This is a genomic window from Microbacterium sp. cf046, from assembly GCF_900114345.1.
GTDB lineage: Bacteria > Actinomycetota > Actinomycetes > Actinomycetales > Microbacteriaceae > Microbacterium.
The window spans coordinates 1,306,796-1,330,801 of record NZ_FOZJ01000001.1; the positions used below are offsets into that span (position 1 = coordinate 1,306,796).

At 70.4% G+C, this 24,006-nt stretch carries 21 protein-coding genes; 15 read left to right on the top strand and 6 right to left on the bottom strand.

From position 1 onward, the window contains the following. Nucleotides 1–66 precede the first annotated feature (66 nt). A complete protein-coding gene (locus tag BM349_RS05915) occupies nucleotides 67–1,515 on the top strand; it encodes an NAD(P)H-quinone dehydrogenase (protein ID WP_091704369.1) in 1,449 nt (482 codons plus the stop codon). A gap of 123 nt (nucleotides 1,516–1,638) precedes the next feature. Here BM349_RS05915 and BM349_RS05920 read toward each other — a convergent pair whose 3' ends face one another. Both BM349_RS05920 and BM349_RS05925 read right to left on the bottom strand, forming a co-directional pair. After that, entirely contained in the window at nucleotides 1,639–3,405 is a 1,767-nt protein-coding gene (locus tag BM349_RS05920) for an acetyl/propionyl/methylcrotonyl-CoA carboxylase subunit alpha (RefSeq protein ID WP_091704373.1), read from the bottom strand. 117 nt (nucleotides 3,406–3,522) lie between these two features. Continuing rightward, nucleotides 3,523–4,170 carry a Maf family protein gene (locus BM349_RS05925; RefSeq protein WP_091704376.1) on the bottom strand — a complete coding sequence of 216 codons (648 nt, stop codon included), beginning with the start codon at nucleotides 4,168–4,170 and terminating at the stop codon, nucleotides 3,523–3,525. 47 nt (nucleotides 4,171–4,217) lie between these two features. Between BM349_RS05925 and BM349_RS05930 the strand changes: the two genes are divergently transcribed. Genes BM349_RS05930 through BM349_RS05945 form a run of 4 tightly spaced genes read left to right on the top strand, consistent with a single transcriptional unit; the run spans nucleotide 4,218 to nucleotide 8,560 of the window. Then, complete coding sequence (locus tag BM349_RS05930) at nucleotides 4,218–5,549, top strand: class I SAM-dependent RNA methyltransferase (protein WP_091704380.1); 1,332 nt, start codon at nucleotides 4,218–4,220, stop codon at nucleotides 5,547–5,549. Between the two features lie 38 nt (nucleotides 5,550–5,587). Further along, entirely contained in the window at nucleotides 5,588–6,262 is a 675-nt protein-coding gene (locus tag BM349_RS05935; RefSeq protein WP_091704384.1) for a response regulator, read from the top strand. Then, nucleotides 6,249–7,505, top strand: coding sequence for a sensor histidine kinase (locus BM349_RS05940; RefSeq protein WP_254773747.1), 1,257 nt, complete (start codon nucleotides 6,249–6,251; stop codon nucleotides 7,503–7,505). The genes BM349_RS05935 and BM349_RS05940 overlap by 14 nt, the downstream gene beginning before the upstream one ends. Next, complete coding sequence (locus BM349_RS05945) at nucleotides 7,502–8,560, top strand: MFS transporter (protein WP_091705072.1); 1,059 nt, start codon at nucleotides 7,502–7,504, stop codon at nucleotides 8,558–8,560. The genes BM349_RS05940 and BM349_RS05945 overlap by 4 nt, the downstream gene beginning before the upstream one ends. 326 nt (nucleotides 8,561–8,886) lie before the next feature. On the opposite strand, the gene BM349_RS05950 is transcribed toward BM349_RS05945, so the two are convergent. Beyond that, entirely contained in the window at nucleotides 8,887–9,126 is a 240-nt protein-coding gene (locus tag BM349_RS05950) for an acyl-CoA carboxylase subunit epsilon (RefSeq protein WP_091704389.1), read from the bottom strand. After that, on the bottom strand, nucleotides 9,123–10,721 hold the full coding sequence (locus BM349_RS05955; RefSeq protein WP_091704393.1) for an acyl-CoA carboxylase subunit beta: 1,599 nt from the start codon (nucleotides 10,719–10,721) through the stop codon (nucleotides 9,123–9,125). The genes BM349_RS05950 and BM349_RS05955 overlap by 4 nt, the downstream gene beginning before the upstream one ends. Before the next feature lie 99 nt (nucleotides 10,722–10,820). Here BM349_RS05955 and BM349_RS05960 point away from each other — a divergent pair, with 99 nt between their 5' ends. The 10 genes from BM349_RS05960 to BM349_RS06005 all read left to right on the top strand — a co-directional run bounded on the left by BM349_RS05960 (nucleotide 10,821) and on the right by BM349_RS06005 (nucleotide 22,823). Continuing rightward, nucleotides 10,821–11,615 (top strand): biotin--[acetyl-CoA-carboxylase] ligase, encoded by a 795-nt coding sequence (locus BM349_RS05960; protein ID WP_091704397.1) that lies wholly within the window; start codon nucleotides 10,821–10,823, stop codon nucleotides 11,613–11,615. A 50-nt stretch (nucleotides 11,616–11,665) separates the two neighbouring features. After that, complete coding sequence (locus BM349_RS05965; RefSeq protein WP_091704401.1) at nucleotides 11,666–12,229, top strand: PH domain-containing protein; 564 nt, start codon at nucleotides 11,666–11,668, stop codon at nucleotides 12,227–12,229. A 68-nt stretch (nucleotides 12,230–12,297) separates the two neighbouring features. After that, nucleotides 12,298–13,434 carry a 5-(carboxyamino)imidazole ribonucleotide synthase gene (locus BM349_RS05970; protein WP_091705077.1) on the top strand — a complete coding sequence of 379 codons (1,137 nt, stop codon included), beginning with the start codon at nucleotides 12,298–12,300 and terminating at the stop codon, nucleotides 13,432–13,434. Nucleotides 13,435–13,579: 145 nt separating this feature from the next. After that, the gene (gene purE / locus BM349_RS05975; protein ID WP_091705081.1) at nucleotides 13,580–14,047 is read left to right on the top strand and encodes a 5-(carboxyamino)imidazole ribonucleotide mutase; all 468 of its coding nucleotides are present in this window, start codon (nucleotides 13,580–13,582) and stop codon (nucleotides 14,045–14,047) included. Further along, a complete protein-coding gene (locus BM349_RS05980) occupies nucleotides 14,044–15,489 on the top strand; it encodes an LCP family protein (RefSeq protein WP_091704404.1) in 1,446 nt (481 codons plus the stop codon). Before purE ends, BM349_RS05980 begins: the two co-directional genes overlap by 4 nt. A gap of 5 nt (nucleotides 15,490–15,494) precedes the next feature. Continuing rightward, the gene (locus tag BM349_RS05985; protein WP_091704407.1) at nucleotides 15,495–16,604 is read left to right on the top strand and encodes a glycosyltransferase; all 1,110 of its coding nucleotides are present in this window, start codon (nucleotides 15,495–15,497) and stop codon (nucleotides 16,602–16,604) included. Nucleotides 16,605–16,756: 152 nt separating this feature from the next. Continuing rightward, the gene (locus BM349_RS05990) at nucleotides 16,757–19,126 is read left to right on the top strand and encodes an FG-GAP repeat domain-containing protein (protein ID WP_139230888.1); all 2,370 of its coding nucleotides are present in this window, start codon (nucleotides 16,757–16,759) and stop codon (nucleotides 19,124–19,126) included. A 116-nt stretch (nucleotides 19,127–19,242) separates the two neighbouring features. Next, complete coding sequence (locus BM349_RS05995) at nucleotides 19,243–20,136, top strand: ABC transporter permease (protein ID WP_254773766.1); 894 nt, start codon at nucleotides 19,243–19,245, stop codon at nucleotides 20,134–20,136. Beyond that, a complete protein-coding gene (locus BM349_RS06000) occupies nucleotides 20,133–20,876 on the top strand; it encodes an ABC transporter ATP-binding protein (protein WP_091704416.1) in 744 nt (247 codons plus the stop codon). The genes BM349_RS05995 and BM349_RS06000 overlap by 4 nt, the downstream gene beginning before the upstream one ends. A gap of 3 nt (nucleotides 20,877–20,879) precedes the next feature. Next, nucleotides 20,880–22,823 carry a DUF6541 family protein gene (locus BM349_RS06005; RefSeq protein ID WP_091704420.1) on the top strand — a complete coding sequence of 648 codons (1,944 nt, stop codon included), beginning with the start codon at nucleotides 20,880–20,882 and terminating at the stop codon, nucleotides 22,821–22,823. Here BM349_RS06005 and BM349_RS06010 read toward each other — a convergent pair. Together BM349_RS06010 and BM349_RS06015 are read right to left on the bottom strand one after the other, a co-directional pair. Next, nucleotides 22,820–23,230, bottom strand: coding sequence for a DUF2304 domain-containing protein (locus BM349_RS06010; RefSeq protein WP_091704424.1), 411 nt, complete (start codon nucleotides 23,228–23,230; stop codon nucleotides 22,820–22,822). The genes BM349_RS06005 and BM349_RS06010 overlap by 4 nt on opposite strands. Beyond that, nucleotides 23,230–23,931, bottom strand: a complete 702-nt coding sequence (locus BM349_RS06015) for a glycosyltransferase family 2 protein (protein ID WP_091704427.1) — start codon at nucleotides 23,929–23,931, stop codon at nucleotides 23,230–23,232. Before BM349_RS06015 ends, BM349_RS06010 begins: the two co-directional genes overlap by 1 nt. Nucleotides 23,932–24,006: the final 75 nt, after the last annotated feature.

The following is a 24,006-nucleotide window of genomic DNA, read 5'->3' on the forward strand; positions in this document are numbered from 1 at the left end:
CTCAATGGGGCTCCGCCCCAAACCCCTGGGTGTGCTTCGCACCCCCGGTGCTGGGAGGATGAGTGCATGTCTTTGAGCTTCGAGCGCACCCAGAGCGTCGCGATCATCGGTGGCGGCCCCGGCGGATATGAGGCCGCACTCGCCGCCGCTCAGCTGGGTGCTGAGGTCACGGTGGTCGAACGCGCCGGGATCGGCGGCTCGGCCGTGATCACGGATGTCGTTCCGTCCAAGACGCTCATCGCCACCGCGGACGCGGCAGTCGCGATCAAGGGGGCCGGTGACCTCGGGGTGCAACTGTTCGCCCGCGGTGCCGAGGGCAAGCCGCTCAAGCCCGAGATCGCGATCAACCTGGGCGCGGTCAACAAGCGGCTCCTGTCACTGGCGCGGCAGCAGTCCGACGACATGCGCGCTTCGCTCGTCGAGGCGGGCGTCCGCATCATCTCCGGGTTCGGACGACTCGACAGCGACAACGCCGTCGTCGTCTCGACCGGGCCCAAGGGAACCGACTTCGACCGGATCGAGGCGGACACGCTGCTGGTCTCGGTGGGCGCATCCCCGCGTGAGCTGCCCTCGGCGAAGCCCGACGGCGTGCGCATCCTCACGTGGACGCAGCTGTACGACATGACCTCGCTCCCCGAGCACCTGATCGTGGTCGGGTCGGGTGTGACCGGCGCCGAGTTCGCGTCCGCCTATATGAACCTCGGTGCGAAGGTCACGCTCGTCTCGAGCCGCGAGCAGGTCCTGCCGGGCGAGGACAAGGATGCCGCATCCGTACTCGAGAAGGTCTTCAAGCGCGGCGGCATGACGGTGCTCTCGAAGTCGCGCGCCGACAAGGTCCAGAACACCGGTGACGGGGTGCTGGTCACGCTGGCGGACGGGCGGACGGTCGAAGGCAGTCACTGCCTCATGGCGGTCGGATCGGTCCCGAACACGGCAGGCCTCGGGCTCGAGGACGCCGGCGTGCAGATGACGGAGTCCGGACACATCCAGGTCAACCGCGTCGCGCGCACGTCGGTTCCGAACATCTACGCGGCCGGAGACTGCACGACCTTCATGCCGCTCGCGTCGGTGGCATCGATGCAGGGTCGCACCGCGGTCTTCCACGCGCTCGGCGACGTCGTGATCCCGCTCGAGCGCCGCCGGATCACCTCGAACATCTTCACCGCACCCGAGATCGCCACGATCGGCTGGCAGGAGCAGGACATCTCCGACGGGCTCATCAACGGCGTCGTCCACAAGCTGCCACTGGCCTCCAACCCGCGCGCCAAGATGATGGGCTTCAAGGACGGCTTCGTGAAGCTCCTGGCCAGGCAGGGCAGCGGCACCGTGATCGGCGGCGTCATCGTCGGACCACGCGCGTCCGAGCTGATCTACCCGATCGCGATCGCGGTCGAGCGCCGGCTCACGGTGGACCAGCTCTCGCGCGTGTTCGCGGTGTACCCCTCGCTCACCAGCAGCATCACGGATGCCGCGCGGGCGATGCACATCGTCGACCGGGCGAACGAAGACGGCTGATCACGTCCAGGATGCCGTGCCGCGGCATCCCGCGCCCCGTTCGTCCGTCACCGGCGTACGCGAAACGGCCGTCCGCGCGAGCACGGGTGACGGATGAACCGAGGTCGTCGTGCGTCTCGGCCGCTAGCTGATCGTCAGCAGCTGGTGACCGGCCGAGACCGTCGTGCCGGCGGTCGCGTTGATCGCGCCGATCACGCCGTCCTTGTGGGCCTGGATCGGCTGCTCCATCTTCATCGCCTCGAGCACGACGACCAGGTCGCCCTTGACGACCTGCTGGCCGTCTTCGACGGCGACCTTGACGATCGTGGCCTGCATGGGACTCTTCACCGCGTCGCCGGACGCCCCGGCGACCACGGTGGGCGCGTGGGAGCGTCGTGACGGGGGAACGGCCGCGGGGCGCGCCGTCGCGCCGGGCGCGGCGACGATCCGGTCGGGCAGGCTCACTTCGAGCCGCTTGCCGCCGACCTCGACCACGACCGTGTGGCGGGCTTCGGCCGGTTTCGGTGCCTCGAGCTCGCCGTCCCACGGCGGGATGTCGTTGACGAACTCGGTCTCGATCCAGCGCGTGAACACGCCGAACACGCCGTCCTCCGCGGTGAAGGCGGGGTCGCGCACGACCTTGCGGTGGAACGGCAGCACGGTCGGCAGACCGGCGACCTCGAACTCGTCCAGCGCGCGACGCGCACGCTCGAGCGCTTCGGCCCGGTCGCGGCCGGTGATGATGATCTTGCCGAGCAGGGAGTCGAACGCGCCGCTGACCGAGTCGCCCGCCGTCACGCCGGAATCCAGACGGATGCCGGGACCGCCGAAGGTCTTGAACACGTGGATCGGACCGGGCTGGGGGAGGAATCCGCGACCGGGATCCTCGCCGTTCACGCGGAACTCGATCGAGTGGCCGACGGGCACGGGGTCCGGGTAGTCGAGCGTCCCGCCCTCTGCGAGGCGGAACTGCTCGCGCACCAGGTCGACCCCGGTGATCTCCTCCGAGACCGGATGCTCGACCTGCAGGCGGGTGTTCACCTCGAGGAACGAGATCGTGCCGTCGGCGCCGATGAGGAACTCGCACGTGCCGGCCCCGACGTATCCCACCTCGCGCAGGATCGCCTTCGACGCCTCGTACAGCGTTCGGTTCTGTTCCTCGCTGAGGAACGGTGCCGGGGCCTCTTCGACCAGCTTCTGGTGGCGTCGCTGCAGCGAGCAGTCGCGCGTGGAGACGACGACGACGTTGCCGGCCGCATCCGCGAGACACTGCGTCTCGACGTGACGCGGCTTGTCGAGGTACTTCTCGACGAAGCACTCGCCGCGGCCGAAGGCGGTGATCGCCTCGCGCGTGGCCGACTCGAACATCTCCGTGATCTCGTCGTACTCGCGGGCCACCTTGAGGCCGCGCCCGCCGCCGCCGTACGCGGCCTTGATGGCGATCGGCAGGCCGAACTCCTCCGCGAACGCGACGACCTCGGACGCGTCGGCGACGGGGCCGGGCGTGCCGGGCGCGAGCGGGGCGCCGACCCTCTCGGCCACGTGGCGTGCGGTCACCTTGTCGCCGAGCGCTTCGATGGCCTCGGGCGACGGGCCGATCCAGATCAGCCCGGCATCCATGACCGCGCGCGCGAATACGGCGTTCTCTGCGAGGAAGCCGTATCCGGGGTGCACCGCGTCGGCGCCCGAACGGCGTGCCACCGAGAGGATCTTCTCGATCGACAGGTACGTGTCGGCGCTGGTCGCGCCCTCAAGGGCGTACGACTCGTCGGCGAGACGGGCGTGGAGCGCGTCGCGGTCCTGGTCGGCGTACACGGCGACCGAGGACTTACCGGCATCTCGCGCGGCGCGGATGACGCGGACGGCGATCTCGCCGCGGTTGGCAACGAGCACCTTGGCGATCTGAGGCATGGATGCCAGCCTACCCACGCGCCGGAGACCCCTTTTGAGTCCTTCGCACAAGAAAGCCCGCCAAACGTGTGGGGAGTCTACGAGCCATCCCGAGCGGTTGTGTGCGGTTCCGAGCAGTCAGCCGCGATTCCAAAGATCCGGCCATGCGAGACCGAGCTCCACCGCCAGCCGGCGCACCGTGGAGAGGGACATGCCCACGACCGTCGAGGGGTCGCCCACCACCCGATCGATGAAGGGGCCGCCCAGGCTGTCGATCGTGAACGCGCCGGCGACCTTCAGCGGCTCGCCCGACGCGACATACGCCTCGATCTCGGCATCCGTGACGTCCGCCGCGAAGCTGACGGATGCGGCGGCCACCGCATGAGCCTCTCGATCGGCCGCGCCCGGAGTCACCCGGATCACGCTGTGGCCGGAGTGCAGCACGCCCGTGCGCCCGCGCATCGCCCGCCAGCGCCGGGTGGCGACCTCGGCGGTATGGGGCTTGCCAAGGATCTCGCCGTCGATCTCGAACATCGAGTCGCCGCCGATCACGATCCCGGCGAACGCGGCGCCCTCGGCTGCGAGTCGGGCCGCGACATCCGCGGCTTTGCGGCGAGCGAGGAGGAGCACGTGCTCGTCCGCGTCCAGCCGGCGACGTTCCGCCGCCTCGACCTGCGCGATCACCGCGTCCTCATCCACATCGGGTGCCAGCGTCCGCGGTTCGATCCCCGCCTGACGCAGCAGCATCAGCCGGGCGGGGGACGTCGAAGCGAGGCAGACCTGCATGCGTTCACGGTAGCCGCGTCCCGCCCGCCCTGTGGAATGCTCGGTGGGTGGATGATGCGACAGGCGCAGCGGCGGCCGGTGACGAGCTCGAGCTCGACATCACGAGCGTCGCGCACGGCGGGGTCTTCGTCGGACGGCACGGGGCGGTCGACCCCGAGACCGGCCGCGGCGGCAGGGTCGTGTTCGTCCCCGATGCCATTCCCGGCGAGCGCGTCCGCATCCGTCTCACCGACGTCGGGAAGAAGTCGTTCTGGCGCGGGGACGTGCTCGAGGTTCTGGATGCGTCGCCGCACCGCAGGATGCACATCTGGCGGCAGGCCGACGTCACCGTTCCGCCGCATCTGCGCCCGGGCGGCGCCGACTTCGGCCACATCGAGCTCTCTCACCAGCGCGAATTGAAGCTCGACGTCCTGGGCGACGCCCTGCACCGCTTCGGCGGGGTCGAGCCGCCCGTGGCGATATCCGGTCCGGCACCGACGGTGACCCCGGACGGCCGCGTCGTGGACGAGGAGAGCGCGGACGGCGGTGGCTGGCGAACCCGCCTCAGCCTGCACGTCGATGCCGACGGCTACGTGGGGCCGTTCGCAGCGCGCAGCCATTCGGTCATCGCGGTCGAGGACCACCCGCTCGCAACGCCCGAGGTCGAGCGCGCGGCGCTCGCGCTCGGGCACGGCCGGGCGGGCCGCATCGATCTCGTGCAGCCCTCGGACGGTCGGGTGCGCGTCATCCCTCGGCCGGATGCGGCCAAGACCGGCCCGCGGGAAGCCCGTGAGGTGGTGCACGAGCTCGTCGGGGCGCGCGAGTTCCGCGTCGACGCCGGAGGCTTCTGGCAGGTCCACCGGCTCGCTGCGGCGACCCTCGACGGCGCCGTGCGCGCCGCGATCGGCGATCTCGCACGGGACGGCGCCGCACTGGAGACCGATGCGTGGCACCTCGACCTCTACGGCGGGGTGGGGCTGTTCGCGGCCGCGATCGCCGATCTCGGTGGAACGCATGTCACCTCTGTCGAATCGGACGCCCGCGCGACGGAGCACGCGGGGGAGAACCTCGCCGAGTGGGTCGGCGCGCGCGCCGAGACCGCGCGCGTCGACCGGTTCGTGTCGCGCCTGGTCTCCGACGCGACCGCTCGTGACCGTGACCGGCTCGCACGAGGGGTCACCGTCCTCGATCCGCCGCGGTCCGGCGCCGGCCGCCAGGTCGTCGAGGCGGTCGCAGCGCTGCATCCCTCGGCGGTGGTCTACGTCGCATGCGACCCGGTCGCACTCGCCCGTGATGTGGCGACGTTCCGTGACGCCGGCTACGACCTGCGCGCGGTCGCGGCGTTCGACCTGTTCCCGAACTCGCACCACATCGAGGCCGTCGCGACCTTCGTGTGCTGAGGCCCGTTTCGAAGGGCCTGCGTGGCTAGGCTTGCGGCATGACGCGCGTAGCCCTGATCGATGATCACGAGTCGGTCCGACTCGGGCTGGAAGCCGCCTGCGCACGCGCGCAAAAGGTGGTGGCCTTCTCGGGCAGCAACGTGACCGCCTACCTGGACTGGCGTGCCTTCAGCGGCGCCGCGCCGGCCGACGTCGTCGTGCTCGACCTGACGCTCGGAGACGGGACCACCGTCACCGAGAATGTCCGCCGGCTCGTCGCCGACGGCTCCAGCGTCATCATCCACAGCGTCGCCGACCGCCCCGCCGCCGTGCGCGAGGCGCTCGCCGCGGGAGCGGCCGGCGTGGTCAGCAAGGCATCGCCGATCGGCGACGTGATCGCTGCGATCAGCACCGTCGCGGGGGGCGAGCCGCTCAACAATGTGGAGTGGGCCAGCGCCGTGGACGGCGATCGCGCGTTCGCCGACGCGCAGCTGTCCGCCCGGGAGCGCGACGTCCTGCGGCTGTACGCGGCGGGACTGCCGCTGAAAGTCGTGGCGGACCGGCTCGGAGTCGCGTACTCCACCGCGAAGGAGAACATCACACGGGTGCGGGTGAAGTACGTCGAGGTGGGCCGGCCCGCGCCGACCAAGGTCGATCTCCTGCGCCGCGCGATGGAGGACGGCATCCTCGCCGAGCCGAGCGACCGCGAAGGTGCCGGTGGTGTCGGAGGCTGAGAGCACCCGCGCCATCCTCGATGACGCGTGGGGCCACATCCCGCAGTCCCGCGAGACGACGGCGGGCCTCGGATCCTTCACGAGGCTGCGCATCGAGCGCATCATCTCGCTCGTCGTCGGCCTCGGCAGCCTGGTCCTGGGCACCCAGGCGTTCCTGACCGCTCTCCTGCCCTACCAGGAGAGCCCGGCCTGGCACGTGCCGCTCATGCTCATGACCTTCGTGCCGCTGACGGCGATGCTGATCGCGTGCGGTCTCGGCCGGGCGGTGCGGCTGTGCGCCGGCATCTTCGCGGTCGCCTATCCCCTGGCGCTCCTCCTGTGGCCCGCCGCCACGGCGGGCGGCACCGCGGACTCCACCGCCGAGCCGTGGATCTGGTACCTCGTCAACGTCGCGACCGTGGCGAGCGTCCTCGCGTTCCCCCTGTTCCTCCAGGTGGTCTGGACCGCGTTCGTCCCGATCCTGTTCGGGGTCGTCCGCCTGATCCAGGGCGAGTTCACTCCCGAGTACTGGTACAACGTGACCCTCGACGTGTCGTTCGCCCTCATCCTCGGCGGGATGCTCGTCACCCTCGGCTGGGTGTTCCGCGCGATCGCGGCGAACGTGGACGAGGCCCGGGCACGCGCCGTCGAGTCGTACGCGGCCGCCGCGGCGGCGGATGCTGCGGAGCAGGAGCGCATCGCCGTGGCGGCGCTGATGCACGACAGCGTGCTGGCCGCGCTCATCGCGGCGGAACGGGCGCACACGCCGCGTGAGCGGACTCTCGCCGTGACGATGGCCCGGGAGGCGCTGACCCGTCTCGCGAACACCGAGCAGGACTCGGAGGAGGGGAGCGACGAGCCGCGGGATGCCGCGAGCCTGGCCGATGACATCGAACGGTCCGCCGCCGAACTGGGCGTCGACATCGGCGTCCAGCGCTCGATCGTGCCGCGGACGCCTCCCATGCCCGGACGGATCGCCCGTGCCCTGGTGCTCGCGGCGACGCAGGCGATCGCCAACGCGGCCCAGCACGCCGGGGGATCCGGCCTCGCGGTCATCGTCGACGGGAGCGCCGACCCTGCGCGCGTGCGCATCACCGTGCGCGACACCGGAGCGGGCTTCGACCTGGACCGGGTCCCGCACGACCGGCTCGGCATCCGCGCATCGATCTTCGCCCGGGTCGCCGCCGTCGGCGGCACCAGTTCGATCGACTCCGACCCCCACGGCACGACAGTGCGGCTCGAGTGGCGGGAGGGGACGCCGTGATCAGCGTGCGGCAGATCATCGTCGCGCTCGGGCTCGCCTTCACGGCCTATCTCGCGGCCCGCGGCCTGTGGTGGACCGCTCCGGTGCCGCAGCCGCTCGTGGTCATCGCCGCGCTCAGCCTTTATCTGTTCACCACGTGGCTCTGCATCTTCTGGGAGGCGCGCCGGGCGGCCCCCTCCGCGGCGGACGGGTCCGCGCGGAGAACGCTCACCGCGACCCGCACCGAGCTGCCCTACTGGGCGGGCGTGCTCGCGCTCGCGTCGGCGTTCATCGTGCCGAGCGCGATCGCCGTGGCCGTGGGCGCCGAAAACCGCACCGAGCCGTTCGCCACGTGGTACCTCGGCGGAATCGGCGCTCTCATGACCATAGTGATGGTGCGCCGGCGCCCCTGGATCGCCTGGATCGGCATCGGCGCGCTGGCGGTCGCCTCGATGGCGTGGATGGGTCCCGTGGATGCGCTCGCGCTCGGGCTCGTCGGCTCGATCGTCTGGGTGGCCGCGACGCAGCTGATGCTGCGGTCGATGGACCGCGCGGCCCGCGACACGGCGAAGCTCGCACAGCTGCAGCGCGCGGCGTCGGCGTGGCAGGCGTCGCAGACGGGCCGTCAGCGGGAGCGACGCATCCAGGTGCAGCGCGCGCTCGCCGTGGCCGGTCCGGTCCTCACACGCACCGTGTCGACCGGCGGCTCACTGGACGAGGAGGAGCGAACCCAGGCGCGTCTGGCGGAAGGCCGCCTGCGCGACGAGATGCGGGGGCCGCGGCTGCTCGATGACGCCGTGCACGCCGAGCTCGAGCGGGCCCGCCGCCGCGGCGCCAACGTCACGGTGCTCGACGAAGGCGGCCTGGACGGACTGGACGAGGCGACGCTGTCGATCATCCGCACCGAGCTGGCCGAGACCCTCCGTGCGGCGCGATCGGATCGCCTCTACATCCGGACCTCGCCGGACGAGCGCGTCGCCGTGACCGTGGTGGGGCGCTCGGCATCCGGGCCCGGCCTGTCGGACGAGGACGCCGTCGATCTCTGGCGCGAGATCGGCCACCCCGGCGCAGCCTGAAAAGGTTCTCGCTCCCCGTCCCGGCGGGGGAGGGGAGCCGGGGCGGGGAGCGGAGATCGGAGGAGGTGAGGGGCGGCGAAGCCGCCCGCCCCTCACCTGGCGGACAGTTACCCGAAAACCGTCCGCGTGGCCGAACCTGAGCTCTCCACGAATGGTGAGCAGGTCAGCCGAACGCAAAGATGCGTTCCAGCTCCTCAAGTATGTGTCGGGGTCAACCCCCGCGTCTGTAGGTATTTCGGGGGACACGCATGCACGCGCATGCGATGGTGCGAAACCCCGTGTCTCGGAGCGCCGCGAGGAGCTTCCCGACCATCGGACTCGGTAGGTCAGCCCCCGAATCGACCCCACCCGAGGTCGCGCCGAAGGGGCTCGCGGAGCGAGCGCTGGGACAGCGCCCAGCCGGTGCGCTCCGAGGCGTCGTCGGCGGTCGCGCCGGCGGACTCCTCGGCATACGCCTCGGTGACGACGGCGATCAGCGCGGCCAGCTCGTCGCTCGTGGGAGAGCCTCCGAGCACGTCCACGCGCATCGCGCCCGCGGCATCCGCCGAGTCGGCCGGGCCCGTCATAGCGGGATGTTCCCGTGCTTCTTCGGCGGCAGGCTGGCACGCTTGCCGCGCAGTGCGCGCAGCGCCTTCGCGATCGCGACGCGGGTCTGCGCAGGCTCGATGATCCCGTCGAGCTCGCCGCGCTCGGCGGCCAGGAAGGGGGATGCCACGTCGTAGGTGTACTCGTTGGCCAGGCGCGTGCGCACGGCTGCGACGTCCTCGCCGGCCTCTTCGGCCTTCTTGATCTCGCCGCGGTACAGGATGTTCACCGCACCCTGCCCGCCCATGACCGCGATCTCGGCCGTCGGCCAAGCCAGGTTCACGTCGGCGCCGAGCTGCTTGGAGCCCATCACGATGTACGCGCCGCCGTACGCCTTGCGCAGGATGACCGTGACGAGCGGCACGGTGGCCTCGGCGTACGCGTAGAGCAGTTTCGCGCCGCGGCGGATGACGCCCTCCCATTCCTGATCGGTGCCCGGCAGGTAGCCCGGGACGTCGACGAGGGTGAGGATCGGCACTGAGAACGCGTCGCAGAAGCGCACGAAGCGGCTGGCCTTCTCACCGGCCTGGATGTTCAGCGTTCCGGCCATCTGCGACGGCTGATTCGCGATGATGCCGACCGTACGACCCTCGACGCGTCCGAAGCCGATCACGATGTTCGGCGCGAAGAGGGGCTGGACTTCGAGGAAGTCGCCGGAGTCGACGATGTGCGAGATGACCTGGTGGATGTCGTAGGGCTGGTTCGGTGAGTCGGGGACGATCGTGTTGAGGAAGCGATCGGCATCCGTCGTCTCGAACTCGAACCCGCTCTCGTAGATCGGCAGCTCCGACATGTTGTTGTCCGGCAGGAACCCGAGCAGGGTGCGCGCGTAGTCGATCGCGTCGTCCTCGTCCTCGGCGAGGTAGTGGGCGACGCCCGAGCGCGTGTTGTGCGTGTACGCCCCGCCGAGCTCCTCCATCCCCACGTCCTCGCCGGTCACGGTCTTGATGACATCGGGGCCGGTCACGAACATCTGGCTGGTCTTGTCGACCATGATCACGAAGTCGGTGAGCGCGGGGGAGTACACCGCCCCGCCGGCCGCCGGGCCCATGATGAGCGAGATCTGCGGGATGACGCCGGAGGCCCGGGTGTTCAGGCGGAAGATCTCGCCGTACTTGCCGAGGGCCACCACGCCCTCCTGGATGCGGGCGCCACCGGAGTCCAGGATGCCGATGACCGGCATCCCGCCGCGGAGCGCGAACTCCATGATCTTGATGATCTTCTCGCCGGCGACCTCGCCGAGCGATCCGCCGAAGGTCGAGAAGTCCTGCGCGTAGACGGCGACGGTGCGGCCGTGGATCGTGCCGACGCCCGTGACGACGGAGTCGCCGTACGGGCGGGACTTCTCCATGCCGAACGCGGTGGTGCGGTGGCGCACGTACTCGTCGAACTCGACGAAGCTCCCCGGGTCCACGAGCATCTCGATGCGCTGCCGCGCGGTGAGCTTGCCCTTCGCATGCTGCTTCGTCTGCGCGGCCTGCTCGGCGTCGACGACGGCCTCCTGGAACCGCGAGCGGAGGTCGGCGATCTTGCCGGCGGTGGTCGAGAGGTCGGGCTGATCGGTCACGGGTTCCACCCTATCGGCGGGGTTCCCGGTGAGCTTGGAGAGATCGCACAAGTGCGCGCACGATCCGCTGTCTGTCTGTGCAATCGCCGCCGGGCGTATCGTGAGCGCATGTCGATACCGCTCCAGGGATACCCGCTGGCCGCCGCCGTCTCTCCGCGCCTGCAGGTCGCCGAGTCGACCGGGTCGACGAACGCGGATCTCCTGAAGGCGGCGGCCGCCTCGCCGGAGCAGTGGCCGCACCTGTCGGTGGTCCTGACGACCGACCAGCGCGCCGGACGAGGGCGCCTCGATCGCACCTGGACGGCGCCTCCCGGCACGGGCCTGGCCGTCTCGGTGCTCGTACGCGTCGAGGGCATTCCGACGCGGTCGAGGGGATGGATCCCCCTGATCGCGGGCGCCGCCATGACACGCGCCGTGATCGAACAGCTGCGTGGGACGGGTCACAGCGCGTCGCTCAAGTGGCCGAACGACGTCCTCCTCGACGGAGGCAAGCTGTGCGGGATCCTCGCCGAGGTCGTGCCGGGACATCCCGAGGCGGTCGTCATCGGCGCCGGCGTCAACACCCTCATGACCCGCGCGGATCTGCCGGTGGACACGGCGACCTCGTTCGCCGCGGCCGGGCTCGACGTCGACGAGGACCGGCTGCTGGCCGACTATCTGGTCGCCCTCGACGCCCAGCTCGCCGCGCTCGCGCTCGCGCGCGGGGATGCCGCCGCGGCGGGGATCCTGGGGGAGATCGAGGCCCTCTGCTCGACCGTCGGCTCGGATGTCGTCGTCTCGCTCCCCGACGGCGCTCGGCTGCACGGCCGGGCGCAGCGGATCGACCCGGAGGGCCGTCTGGTCGTCGTCGCGGGCGACACCGAGACCTCCGTCTCCGCCGGAGACGTCGTCCACGTGCGCTGAGGGTGGGCGTGGCAGCCCCCGCTGTCGGCCGTGAGGCCCACAATGGGAGCATGACCCAGCCGACCACGTATGGCGGCAGGCCGCCGATGGTGGTTCCCGGCGCGCCGACGCCGGAGCTGCGTGTCGCACGCTTCCGCAGGCACGCCCGCAGGCTGGTCTGGTCCGCCCTCGTCCTGATCCTCGTCGCCGGGGCGTTCGGCTACTTCTTCGGCAACCTGCCGGCTCCGCTCGAGAACTGGATGCTGCTGACCGCCGCCGCGACGGTCGTGCTGTTCCTGGTGCTGCTGCCGTTCCTGTCCTGGTGGGCGCATGTGTACACGGTCACGACGCGACGCGTGCTCGAGCGGTCGGGGATCTTCGGGGTCCGCCGGCGCGAGCTCAGCCACGTCCGCGGCTACACGATCCAGGAGCGCCGCGGCATCCTGCAGCGCATGTGGGGGGCCGGCACCCTGGTCCTGTCCAACGGAGTCGACCAGCCGATGCGGCTGGTCGACGTCCCGAGCGTGGGGCTCGTCCACGAGGCCCTCGTCGACCAGGTCGAGGTCAATCAGATCCTGGCGCACCGCGACGCCCAGGCCCTCCCGCCCGCGCCACCGCCCCCGCCCGCGCGCTGACCCAGACGTCTCATGCCCGAGGGCGCGTGCGCGATGATGGGAGCGCAACAGGCGACGGAGGGATGTTCATGGCGCTGCGAGTCGGAGTGGTCGGGGGCGGTCAGCTGGCGCGCATGATGATCGCGCCCGCGGTCGAGCTGGGCATCGACCTGCGCGTGCTCGCCGAGAGCGACGGCATGTCGGCCGCGCTGGCTGCGACCGCCGTCGGCGACTACCGCGACGCGCAGACCGTCCTCTCGTTCGCGCGCGACGTCGACGTCGTCACGTTCGACCACGAGCACGTGCCGCAGGATGTGCTCTCGGCGCTCGTCGATGCGGGTGTCGCCGTGCGACCTGGTCCCGAACCGCTGCGCCACGCACAGGACAAGCTCGTGATGCGGGGCCGGCTGCAGGAGCTGGGGATGCCGCAGCCGGAGTGGGCTGCCGTCGCCGGCACCGCCGACCTCCAGAGCTTCCTCGACGCGCACGGCGGACGCGCGGTCGTCAAGACGCCGCGTGGCGGCTACGACGGCAAGGGCGTGCGGGTGGTCTCGTCGGCGACCGAGGCCGACGACTGGTTCGCCGCGCTCGCCGAGGACGCCCGCGGCGGTGCCCTGCTCGTTGAGGAGCTGGTCGACTTCACACGCGAGCTCGCGCAGCAGGTCGCGCGACGCCCGTCGGGAGAGCTGCGCGTCTACCCCGTCGTGGAGACCGTGCAGCGCGGCGGCGTCTGCGCCGAGGTGATCGCCCCCGCGCCGCGCGCCCGCGGCCGGCTCGCCGACGTCGCGGCCCGCATCGGGATCGGGATCGCCGAAGGCCTCGATGTGACCGGGATGCTGGCCGTCGAGCTCTTCGAGACGACTGACGAGCGACTCCTCGTGAACGAGCTCGCGATGCGCCCGCACAACAGCGGCCATTGGACCCAGGACGGAGCGGTCACGAGCCAGTTCGAACAGCACCTCCGTGCGGTGCTGGACCTGCCGCTGGGCGAGACCGAGCCTCGCGCCGAATGGTCGGTCATGGTGAACATCCTCGGCGGCCCGGCGGAGGGCACGATCGACGAGCGGTTCGAGGCGGCGATGGCGCAGCATCCGTCGGCGAAAGTGCACACGTACGGCAAGGCTCCCCGTCCGGGTCGGAAGGTCGGGCACGTCACCGTGGTGGGCGAGGATCTCGACGAGGTCGCCTACGAGGCCAGGGCCGCCGCATCCGTCTTCCTCGACTGAGCACCCCGCAGCAAGGGCCGCATCGGCGTCCGAGGCATTCGAGGTCCGGGCCGCGCCGTTGCGGGTTTCTTCCAGCCTCGCCCCCTAGCCTGGTCGGGTGACCCGGCCGCTGCATTCCTCGGACGCGCCCCTGGTCGGCGTCGTCATGGGCTCCGACTCGGATTGGCGCGTGATGAGCGACGCGTCGCAGATCCTCACCGATTTCGACGTGCCCCACGAGGTCGAGGTCGTCTCCGCGCACCGCACGCCCGACAAGCTTGTCCGCTACGGCCGCGAGGCCCGGTCGCGCGGGCTGCGTGCGATCATCGCCGGTGCAGGCGGCGCCGCGCACCTGCCCGGGATGCTGGCATCGGTCACCTCGCTGCCGGTCATCGGCGTGCCTGTTCCGCTCGCGACGCTCGACGGCCTCGACTCCCTCCTGAGCATCGTGCAGATGCCGGCGGGCATCCCGGTCGCCACAGTCTCGATCGGCGGAGCGAAGAACGCGGGACTCCTCGCGATCCGCATCCTCGGGGCCACCGACGCCGCGATCGCGGATCGCGTCGAGGCCTACGCCGGCGAGCTGGAGTCGCAGGTGGAGGACAAGAACCGGCGGCTCAAGGAGTCCCTGTGAGCGTCGCCAGCCCGCCGCGCCCCACTCAGGCGCGCCTTCCCTCGCGCAAGGTGGTCGAGGATCGACCGCTCCGGTACCCGGACGCGTCCTCGCGCGAGGTGATGACCCGCCGCGGATGGTGGCTGGTGCTGCTGAACTTCCTGCTGCCGGGTTCCGCCCAGGCGGTCGCCGGCAACCGACGGCTCGGCAAGATCGGCCTCGGCGCGACCCTGACCATGTGGGTGCTCCTGATCCTCGGCGTGCTGAGCGCGATGCTGTGGCAGCAGGTGTTCCTGACGATCGTCACCAACTGGTTCGCCCTGCTGCTGATCCAGGGGATCCTGCTGGCCTACGCGATCCTGTGGTTGGTCCTCACGGTCGACACGCTTCGGCTGGTGCGGCTGGTCAAGACCGGCACCGGCGCGCGGTTCGGCATCCTGGGCCTCGCGATCGCCCTGCTGGTCGCCTCCAGCGGGGGAGCCGTGTACGCATCCCAGGTGGCCGCGACCACGCGCGACACGCTGGGCGCCATCTTCGGCGCGAGCGGACCCTCGGTGCCGCCGAGCGACGGGTATTACAACATCCTGCTGCTCGGTGCGGACAGCGGCGAGGGCCGCGACTCCATGCGCTTCGACAGCATCTCCGTCGTGTCGGTGAACGCCGAGACGGGCGCCACCACGATCACCGGCATCCCTCGCGACATGCCGAACGTGCCGTTCTCGGCCGGTCCGATGCAGGATCGCTATCCGAACGGCCACGAAGGGCACGCGGACGCAACCTGCGGGTGGGGGAGCGGGATCAACCAGCTGCGCACCGAGGTCGAGGTGTGCCAGGACGGCAACACGCTCTACCCAGACGCGGTCGCGAACGGCTCGGAGCCGGGCATCGAGGCGACCAAGGATGCCGCTGAGGGCATCCTCGGCATCGAGATCCCGTACTACGTGTTCGTCGACATGCACGGCTTCGCCTCGCTCGTCGACGCGCTCGGCGGCGTGGACATCACCGTCGAGGAGCGCCTCCCCGAGGGTGGCGGTCCGGCCTACACCGGCCAGCCCCCCGAGGAGTGGGCCACCGGCTGGATCGAACCGGGCGCCCAGCACATGGACGGCGACACCGCGCAGTGGTATGCGAGATCGCGCTACACCACTTCCGATTTCGACCGCATGAAGCGTCAGCGCCAGCTCCAGGAGGCGATCCTCGCGCAGTTCACGCCGCAGGCCGTGCTCACTCGCTTCCAGGACGTCGCGGCCGCGGGTCAGGACCTGATCCAGACCGACCTGCCGCAGTCACTGCTGCCGTTCCTGGCAGAGCTCGCGCTGAAGGCGAAGGAGGAGCCGGTCACCACGATCGAGCTCACGCCCGAGGGCGGCATCGACGAGTACGAGCCCGACTTCGCGTACATCCAGCAGCTCGTCCAGCAGGCGCTGCACCCGCCGACGCCGACGCCGACCCCTGAGGGCTGAGCGGCATGACCGCAACGCTTCGGGTGATGCTCGACCAGCTCGTCGCGCCGACCGAGCCCGATCTCGAGACCGCAGCGCGGGAGCTCACGCGCGGACTCATCGCCGGAACACCGGCGGGCTGCGAGGTCGAGGGGATCGCGCCGGCCGGACCGGCGGATCGCTCCCCGGAGATACCCGGACTCGCGGGCGTCCGACGCACGGCGCTCGCGCGTCGCGAACTGTCCGCCGCGCTGCAGCTGGGGGTGGCGACCGGCATCGGCGGCGGAATGATCCATTCGCCGACGCTCCTGGCGCCGCTGGTCCGACACGACCGGGTGCACGACAACGACCAGACGGTGGTCACCATCTGGGACCTCGGGCCGTGGGAAGCGCCGCGCGAATGGCCGAAGTCGGTTGTCGGCTGGAACCGCGCCATGCTCAAGCGCGCCGTCAAGCACGCCGACGCGGTCGTCGTCCCGACCCACTCCATGGCCGTGCAGCTGGCCGGCCACGCGGGTCTCGGCGAGCGCATCAGGGTGATCGCCGGCGCTGCCCCGCAGGGCTTCGCCGTCCCCACGGACGAGGTCGGCAGGCGGCGCGCGCTGGATCTGCCCGAAGGGTTCGTGCTGCTGGCAGGGCGCGCCGCGCCCACCGATGCGCTCGCGCTCGGATTCGCCGCAGTCGCGCGGGCGGGCATCGACCTCCCGGTGGTCGTGATCGGCGCGGGCGAGGGCGAGGAGCCGGTGATCGCGGATGCGGCTGGTGCGGCGGGCATCCCCGAGCGGAGCGTGCATGTGCGGGGCGCGCTGGAGGCCCAGGACCGCGCGGCCGTCTTCGGAGCCGCCGTCGCGTTCGTCGCTCCTGCGCGGCGCTCCGCGCTCCCGTGGCGCGTGCTCGAAGCCCTCGCGCTCGGCGTGCCCGTCGTGGCGGCATCCTCCCCGGTGCACGACGAGGTGATCGTCGACGGCGGGATCCTCGCCGAGGCGGAAGCCGACGCGCTCGCGGACGCGCTGGAGCGCGCGCTGGCCTCGACCGCGTCGGTGGACCGGCTCGGGGTTCTGGCCGCCGACCGGGGTCGCGCGTTCTCGTGGCGGGAGTCCGCCGACCGGGTGTGGCAGCTGCACGCTGAGCTCTGAGGGGCCACTGCGCGTCGGCCTGAAAAGCGACGCGCCGATTCGGAAAAGTCCTGGCTACGAGGATTCATCTGTCACATCCGTCACACTGTTCACATGACGAGGGACATGGTCGGGGACTCGGCGTGCGTCCGGTGAGGCGCGCAGCGGCCTGGGTGACGGCCGCTCTCCTGGTCGTCGGCGTGCTCGCCGCAGGCGGTGCGGCGCGCGCCCAGCCGACATCCGACCGGGCCGCCTCGGCATCCGCGTCCATGATCGAGCAGTCGATCGTCAAGGCAGCCGACCTGTCGAAGTTCCAGGCCGGGAACATCATCAGCGACGCGGCGTTCTTCAACCGCAGCACGATGACCGAAGGGCAGATCCAGGCCTTCCTCCAGGAGAAGGTCCCCAACTGCCAATCGGGCTACGTCTGCCTGAAGGACTGGTACGACACGTCGCGCACGACGGCAGCGGACCCGATGTGCAGCGCATACTCGGGCGGCATCCGCGAGCGCGCCTCGACGATCATCTACAAGGTGGCGCAGGCGTGCGGGATCAACCCGCAGGTCCTGATCGTGATGCTCCAGAAGGAGCAGGGCCTCGTCCTGCACACCTGGCCGAGCGACTGGCGGTACACGATCGCGATGGGTCAGGGATGCCCCGACACCGCGGCCTGCGACACCCGGTACTACGGGTTCTTCAATCAGGTGTACGGCGCGGCGTGGCAGCTCAAGCGCTACGCGAACCCACCCGGGACCAGCCAATACTTCACCTGGTATGCGCCCGGCAACACCTGGAACGTGCGCTGGCACCCGAATGAGGGCTGCGGCAGCTCGCCGGTCTACATCCAGAACCAGGCGACGGCGAACCTCTACTACTACACGCCCTATCAGCCGAATGCGGCGGCGATCCGCGCCGGCTACGGCGAGGGCGACGGATGCTCGAGCTACGGGAACCGCAACTTCTACCAGTACTTCACGGATTGGTTCGGCCAGGCCGCACTGCCGGTCATCTCGTCGGTCGACACCTCCACATACGTTCAGGCGCTGGACTCGGCCGGCACCCTGTGGGGGTATCCGTTCCTGGCCGGCGGATCCTGGGGGACTCCGATCCAGTTGGCATCGATGTCCGATACGCGCCGGGTCCTTTCGGTCGGCGACCTCGACGGCGACGGGCACCGGGATGTGGTCGGCGTGAGCGCGACAGGGGCCACGACCCTCTACCGCAGTGACGGCGGGCTGATCTACTCGCAGTCCCGGCCGCTCGGCGTGGACTGGTCCGGAGCCGTCTTCGCCACCGCGGCCGGGGACTTCGACGGCGACGGCGCCCCGGACGTGTTCACGACCGACGCATCGGGCAACCTGTGGCTGTGGCGCAACACCGGAGCGGGCGGGCTGCGTGCGCCGATCCTGGCCGGAACGGGATGGGCCGGGATGGGGCTGCTGTCGGGCGGCACCGACATGGACGGGGACGGCGTGCCCGATCTCATCGCCCGGCACTCGAACGGCAATCTCTACCTGTACTCCGGCAACGGCACCGGCGGGTGGCGCGCCTCCACGCAGATCGGCAGCAACTGGGCCGGAATGACCGCGCTGCTCAGTCCCGGAGACTTCTCAGGCGACTCCGTCGCCGACATCCTCGCGCGCGACGCCGCCGGCGGCCTCTGGCACTACTACGGCACCGGCGGCGGGCGCATCGCCGGCGGGACCCGCGTCGGGACGGGCTGGCAGGGGATGCTCGGCATCGTCGGCACCGGCCCGGCGACCGCCGGCGTGCGCGTCTTCCCGGCGGGTGCAGGCGACATCGATCTCGATCGCGCACGGGATGTGGTCGCACTCACCTCCGCGGGCCAGCTGCTCGCATATCGGGGCGACGGCGCGGGCGGGTGGCGCGGATCGAGCGTGATCGACGCCGCGTGGGGAGCCGGCAACCGGTTCGTCAGCATCGGCGACTTCTCGGGCGACGGACTGGCCGACTTCGGGCGGATCCTCGCCGACGGCACCTTCGAGATGCGCAGGGGACGCGGAGACTCGACCTTCGAGGCCCCGACGGTGATCGGCAACGGCTGGAACACGCTGCAGCTGGTCACCGGCGGCATCGACTTCGACGGGGATCGCAACGTCGACGTCGTCGGCCGCGACGCCGCGGGAGCCCTTCTGCTGTATCGCGGCAACGGCAAGGGCGGGTGGATCGGCGGCGCCGTGCCCATCGGCAACGGCTGGGGCAGCATCTCGACACTGCTCTACGCCGGCGACTTCGACGGCGACGGCGCGGGCGACTTCCTCGCGCGACTGGCCGACGGCTCGCTCTGGCTGTACCCGTCATCCGGGCAGAACGGGTGGCGCACGCCGCGATCGATCGGGGTCGGATGGGGTGGGTTCACCTCGATCATCGGTCCCGGCGACTTCGACCGCTCGAACGGACCCGACGTGATCGCCCGCACCTCGGGCGGACTGCTCTACCTCTACCGCGGAGACGGTCGCGGCGGGTGGTCGGGCAGCTCGGTGATCGGTCAGGGGTGGAGCGGCATGGTCCAGCTGGGCTGATGCAGAGCGTGCCGGGCACCCCTTCGCATCTGCGGTGCAGGGCGCTGTCGTAGAATCGCAACCTGTGTGCCGAATCGGCCGCTTCGACTGACCCGATGAGTTGAGCAGTGACCCAGATCCAAGATCCCTTCGCGCAGGTGCCGCGGTCGTCGTTCGACGTTCCCGGCCGAGCCGGAGGACTGCTGGACGTCTTCCGCTGGCACTATCTGCTCCGTCTGCTCGTTCGCACCGGGGTGACCACCCGCTACCGAAACTCCGTGCTCGGCTGGACCTGGTCGTACGTGCGTCCGGCCGCCCAGTTCCTGGTCTTCTGGGTGGTGCTCGGGCTGTTCCTGAACCTCGAGCGCGGCATCCCGAACTACGCGGTGTACCTGTTCTCGGGAATCGTGGTCATCAACCTCTTCAGCGAGGCGTTCAAGAACGCCACCACCTCGATCGTGGGCAACGCCCCGCTCGTGCGGAAGGTGTACCTGCCGCGTCAGCTCTTCGCGGTCTCGGCGGTCATCGTCGCGTTCGTCCACTTCCTGCCGCAGGTGGGGCTGCTGCTGGTCGTCTGCCTGTTCCTCGGGTGGATCACGCACATCTCGGTCCTGTCCATCCTCGCGATCGTGGCGGGAGTGGTGATCGTGATGGTCTTCGGGCTCGGCCTGGGACTGCTGTTCGGCGCGATGAACGTGCGCTATCGGGATGCGGAGAACATCGTCGAGCTGCTCCTGCTCCTGGCCACATGGGCATCTCCGGTGCTGTATTCCTGGACGATGGTGCAGGACGCCTTCGAGCAGCTCGGCTGGCCGTCATGGCTGCTGGAGCTGTACCTGCTCAACCCGATCACGCAGGCCGTCGAGCTGTTCCACTACGCGTTCTGGCATCCGGTGACCGAGACGTCGCTGGCCCTCCCGCCCGGGCTCGCGATCAACACGCTCTGGACCTTCCTGATCTCGGTGGCGGTGCTGCTGATCGGGCAGGCGGTCTTCCGCCGCCTCGAGGGAAGGTTCGCGCAGGACCTATGAGCAGCCCCACCACGGCCGAACTGCGGCCCAGCATCGTCGTCGAGGACGTCCACAAGACGTTCACGCTCAACCACGCCTTCTCGCTGAAGGACACGATCGTCTCGTGGATCCGCGGTCGAAAGCTGACCAGCCAGTTCGAGGCGCTCAAGGGCCTGGACATCGTGATCAACGAGGGCGAGTCGGTCGCCATCCTCGGGCTCAACGGCTCCGGCAAGTCGACCCTGCTCAAGCTCGTCTCAGGTGTCATGCAGCCGGACGGCGGCACGGTGCTCACGCGTGGGCGGGTCGCCGGGCTGATCGAGGTGGGTGCGGGCTTCCACCCCGAGCTGTCCGGGCGGGAGAACGTGTACCTCAACGCCGCGATCCTCGGGATGAGCCGCAAGGAGATCGAGGCGCGCTACGAGGAGATCGTCGCGTTCAGCGAGATCGAGCAGTTCATCGACCAGGAGGTCAAGCACTACTCCTCGGGCATGTTCATGCGCCTCGCGTTCTCGGTCGCGATCCACGTCCAGCTCGACATCCTGCTCGTCGACGAGATCCTCTCGGTGGGGGATGCGCCGTTCCGCGAGAAGTGCCGCATGAAGTTCGAAGAGCTCATCGCGGCGCAGAAGACGCTGGTCGTGGTCAGCCACGACATGGAGATGGTGCGTGAGCTCTGCACGCGGGCGATCGTGCTCGACAAGGGCGATGTGATCTACGACGGCGACGTCGAGGGCGCGATCGCGATCGTCGAGGGCTGAGCGATGGAGTGGCTCGCGGCGTCGGGCGCCGTCCTGGCCGCGGCTGCGTGGATCCTCCTGCCCGGCGTCGCCTTCGGGGTCGCCGCCCGGATGCGGGGTCTCGCGCTGCTCGCCTTCGCGCCCGTCGCGAGCACCGCCGTCCTCGCCGTCACCGCACTGGTGTTCGGCATGGCCCGCATCCCCTGGTCCCCGTGGTCGGCCGCCGCCGCTGCGATCGTGATCGCACTCGTCGTGTGGATCATCCGTCGCCTGCTGCGCCCGTCGCCGCCGCCGCAGGCTGAATCGACGGGGCCGCGATGGCTCGTCCCGGTGGGCGTGACGATCGGGACGGTGCTGGCGACGCTTCGGCTGGCGCTGTACATCGGGGTCCCGCAGAACGTGTCGCAGACCAACGACGCGGTGTTCCATCTCAACGCGCTCAGGTACATCCTGCAGTCCGGCTCGGCGTCGTCATTCGACATCAGCGGGATGCTGGGCGTATCGAACTTCTACCCGGCCGCGTGGCACGCCCCCGCGTCGCTCGTGGCGATGTCGACGGGCGCGGATGTCGAGATCGTCGCCAACGCGATGAGTCTGGTGGTCGGCGGGCTGGTCTGGACGACCGGGATCGCCTGGCTCACGCTCGTCGCGACCCGCGGCAACAGCCTGGCCGCGGCGAGCGCGGCAGCGCTGTCCGCGGCGCTCGCGGCGTTCCCCCTGCTCATGATCCAGTGGGGCGTTCTGTACCCGTCGATGCTGGCGATCGCGCTGATCCCGGCATCCGTCGCGCTCGTGGTCGATCTGCCCGCCCGGCTCGCCGGGTCGGGGCGCACCGCGCGCGACGCCGTCTGGGGCGCCCTTCTGATCCTCGTCGGTCCGGTCGCGATCGCACTCTCCCAGCCCTCCCTCCTGATCGCGTGGGGCATACTCGCGGGGTCGTTCGGACTCTGGTGGGTGATCTCCGCGTGGCGCGCGGCCACCTCACGCCGGCGGATCGCGATGGCCTCGGCATCCGTGGTTGCGGCGCTGGCGTTCGCCGGCGGCTGGGTGCTGATGGGGCGGCTCGTCAGCAACGTGTGGCCGCCCTCGCGGGGGCGCGTGCAATCGCTGATCGACATCGCCGTCAACGGACAGCTCGGCTATCCCGCCGCATGGGGCGTGAGCATCCTGATGATCATCGGGCTGGTCGCGAGCGTCAGGACACCCTCGCTTCGATGGCTCGCCACCGCGTGGGCCGTCGTGGCCGGCCTGTACTTCGTCGTGGTCGCGGTCGGCAACCCGACGGTGCGGGCGATCCTGCGCCCGTTCTACGAGGATCCGTACCGCATCGCGGCGCTCTTCCCGCTGGTGGTGATCCCGCTCGCCGGCATCGGCGCCGCGTCAGTCGCGGCATGGGCCGGAGCCCGCATGCGCACCGGTCGCGCGGCGCCCGGCACCGGGTCGGCCACCGCGGCCTGGACGCTCGGCATCCTCGCCGGATTCGGCGTCGTGTCGCTCGCGGTTGCTCCGGTCATCCAGTGGCGTGACGTGTGGAGCGGGGTCATCGACCGGGTCACGTGGTATCAGATCGACGACTCGTCGTATCTGAGCGTCGACGAGCGCGCCCTGCTCGAACGACTGTCGGAGAGCGTGCCTGCGGACGAGCTGATCGTCGGCAACCCCTCGACCGGCATGGCGTTCGGATACGCACTCGGCGATCACGCCGTGTACCCGATGACCTGGCAGCCGCCGCAAACCGAGGCGTACGACGTGCTGGCGAGCAGCCTGAACGACGCCGCCAGCGACCCGCTGGTCTGTCCCGCGCTGGATGCGATCGGCGCGCGATACGTCCTGGACTTCGGTCCCGGGGACGGCGAATACGGACACTACGTCCTCCCCGGCTTCACCGATATCGACGGCCGGCCGGGCTTCGAGCTGGTCGACCGCGAGGGCGACGCGTCGCTCTGGCGGATCACCGCCTGCGATTAGCCGCGGGCGTCCGTGCGGTCCGGCGGGACGACGGTGTCGGACGCGTCGGTCGCCGCACCCTCCTGCGCGGAGGCTCGCTCGCTCTCACGGGCCTCCAGCAGTGCGACGTGGCGCGCGAGCTGGGTGATGCGCCGATTCTGCTCGACGTTCGTGCGGTACTGGGTCGTGATCACGACGAGCACCACCACGACGAGGGCGTACAGCACGAGGTCGGTGCCGCGGCCGACGCCGATCAGCGAGGCCACCCACGACAGCCACTGCGGGAACAGCACGGACAGCACCGCGGCGACGACGAACGCGAACAGCAGGAGTCGCCGGATGGCGAGGTGGCTGTCGCTGCCGGGGTTGCGGATCACGAGGAAGCCGATCACCACGATCGCGCCGATGAGGATGATCTGGATCAGCATCAGCGCACCACCAGGTCGACCAGGATGTTGACGGAGTTCAGCACGCTCTGCCCCTTCGCCTTCGAGTAGTCCGTGTACAGCAGCTCCACCGGATACTCCGCCCACGGCAGGCGGGTCTGCCCCAGCTGGAGCACGATCTCGGTGGCATGCGCCATCCGATCCTGCTTGAGCCTGATCCGGCCGGCGGCGTCGCGGCGGATGACGCGCAGTCCGTTGTGGGCATCGGTCAGACGCAGTCCGGTCGTCTGATTCGTGACCCACACGGCGGTCTTGAGGATCACGTGCTTCATCCACCCCGGCCGCGTCCGGTCGTCGAGGAACCGTGAGCCGAAGACGATCGCGAGATCGGAGTGACGGGCCTCGGCGACCATTCCGACGGCATCCGGCACCCTGTGCTGACCGTCTGCATCGAACGTGACGATGTACTCGGCGGTGGGATGCTCGAGCGCGTACTCGATCCCGGTCTGCAGCGCCGCCCCCTGGCCGAGGTTCACCGGGTGCGACACCACGGTCGCGCCGGCCGTGCGGGCGACCTCGGCCGAGCCGTCGGAGGACCCGTCGTCGATGCACACGATGTTGGCGAAATAGGGCCGCAGCCCCGTCACGACGTCGCCGATGACGGTCGCTTCGTTGTACAGCGGGATGACCACCCAGGCCCCCTCGTCGGGAGTCGGCGCTCCCGCGGGGCTCTCGGTGCTCATCGTTCCATTCTGACAGAGGCAGGTAGACTTGACGGTGCGCTCCGCGGTCCGATGCCGGAGTCGCGAGGAGCCCCC

Bases quoted from the DNA above. Each gene is read 5' to 3' on its own strand.
- BM349_RS05935 (WP_091704384.1), top strand. From the start codon at position 5,588: ATGACGCGCGTAGCCCTGATCGATGATCACGAGTCGGTCCGACTCGGG.
- BM349_RS05960 (WP_091704397.1), top strand. From the start codon at position 10,821: ATGTCGATACCGCTCCAGGGATACCCGCTGGCCGCCGCCGTCTCTCCG.
- BM349_RS05920 (WP_091704373.1), bottom strand. From the start codon at position 3,405: ATGCCTCAGATCGCCAAGGTGCTCGTTGCCAACCGCGGCGAGATCGCC.
- BM349_RS05970 (WP_091705077.1), top strand. From the start codon at position 12,298: ATGGCGCTGCGAGTCGGAGTGGTCGGGGGCGGTCAGCTGGCGCGCATG.
- BM349_RS06005 (WP_091704420.1), top strand. From the start codon at position 20,880: ATGGAGTGGCTCGCGGCGTCGGGCGCCGTCCTGGCCGCGGCTGCGTGG.
- BM349_RS05985 (WP_091704407.1), top strand. From the start codon at position 15,495: ATGACCGCAACGCTTCGGGTGATGCTCGACCAGCTCGTCGCGCCGACC.
- BM349_RS06015 (WP_091704427.1), bottom strand. From the start codon at position 23,931: ATGAGCACCGAGAGCCCCGCGGGAGCGCCGACTCCCGACGAGGGGGCC.
- BM349_RS05965 (WP_091704401.1), top strand. From the start codon at position 11,666: ATGACCCAGCCGACCACGTATGGCGGCAGGCCGCCGATGGTGGTTCCC.
- BM349_RS05925 (WP_091704376.1), bottom strand. From the start codon at position 4,170: ATGCAGGTCTGCCTCGCTTCGACGTCCCCCGCCCGGCTGATGCTGCTG.
- BM349_RS06000 (WP_091704416.1), top strand. From the start codon at position 20,133: ATGAGCAGCCCCACCACGGCCGAACTGCGGCCCAGCATCGTCGTCGAG.
- BM349_RS05950 (WP_091704389.1), bottom strand. From the start codon at position 9,126: ATGACGGGCCCGGCCGACTCGGCGGATGCCGCGGGCGCGATGCGCGTG.
- BM349_RS05915 (WP_091704369.1), top strand. From the start codon at position 67: ATGTCTTTGAGCTTCGAGCGCACCCAGAGCGTCGCGATCATCGGTGGC.
- BM349_RS06010 (WP_091704424.1), bottom strand. From the start codon at position 23,230: ATGCTGATCCAGATCATCCTCATCGGCGCGATCGTGGTGATCGGCTTC.
- purE (WP_091705081.1), top strand. From the start codon at position 13,580: ATGGGCTCCGACTCGGATTGGCGCGTGATGAGCGACGCGTCGCAGATC.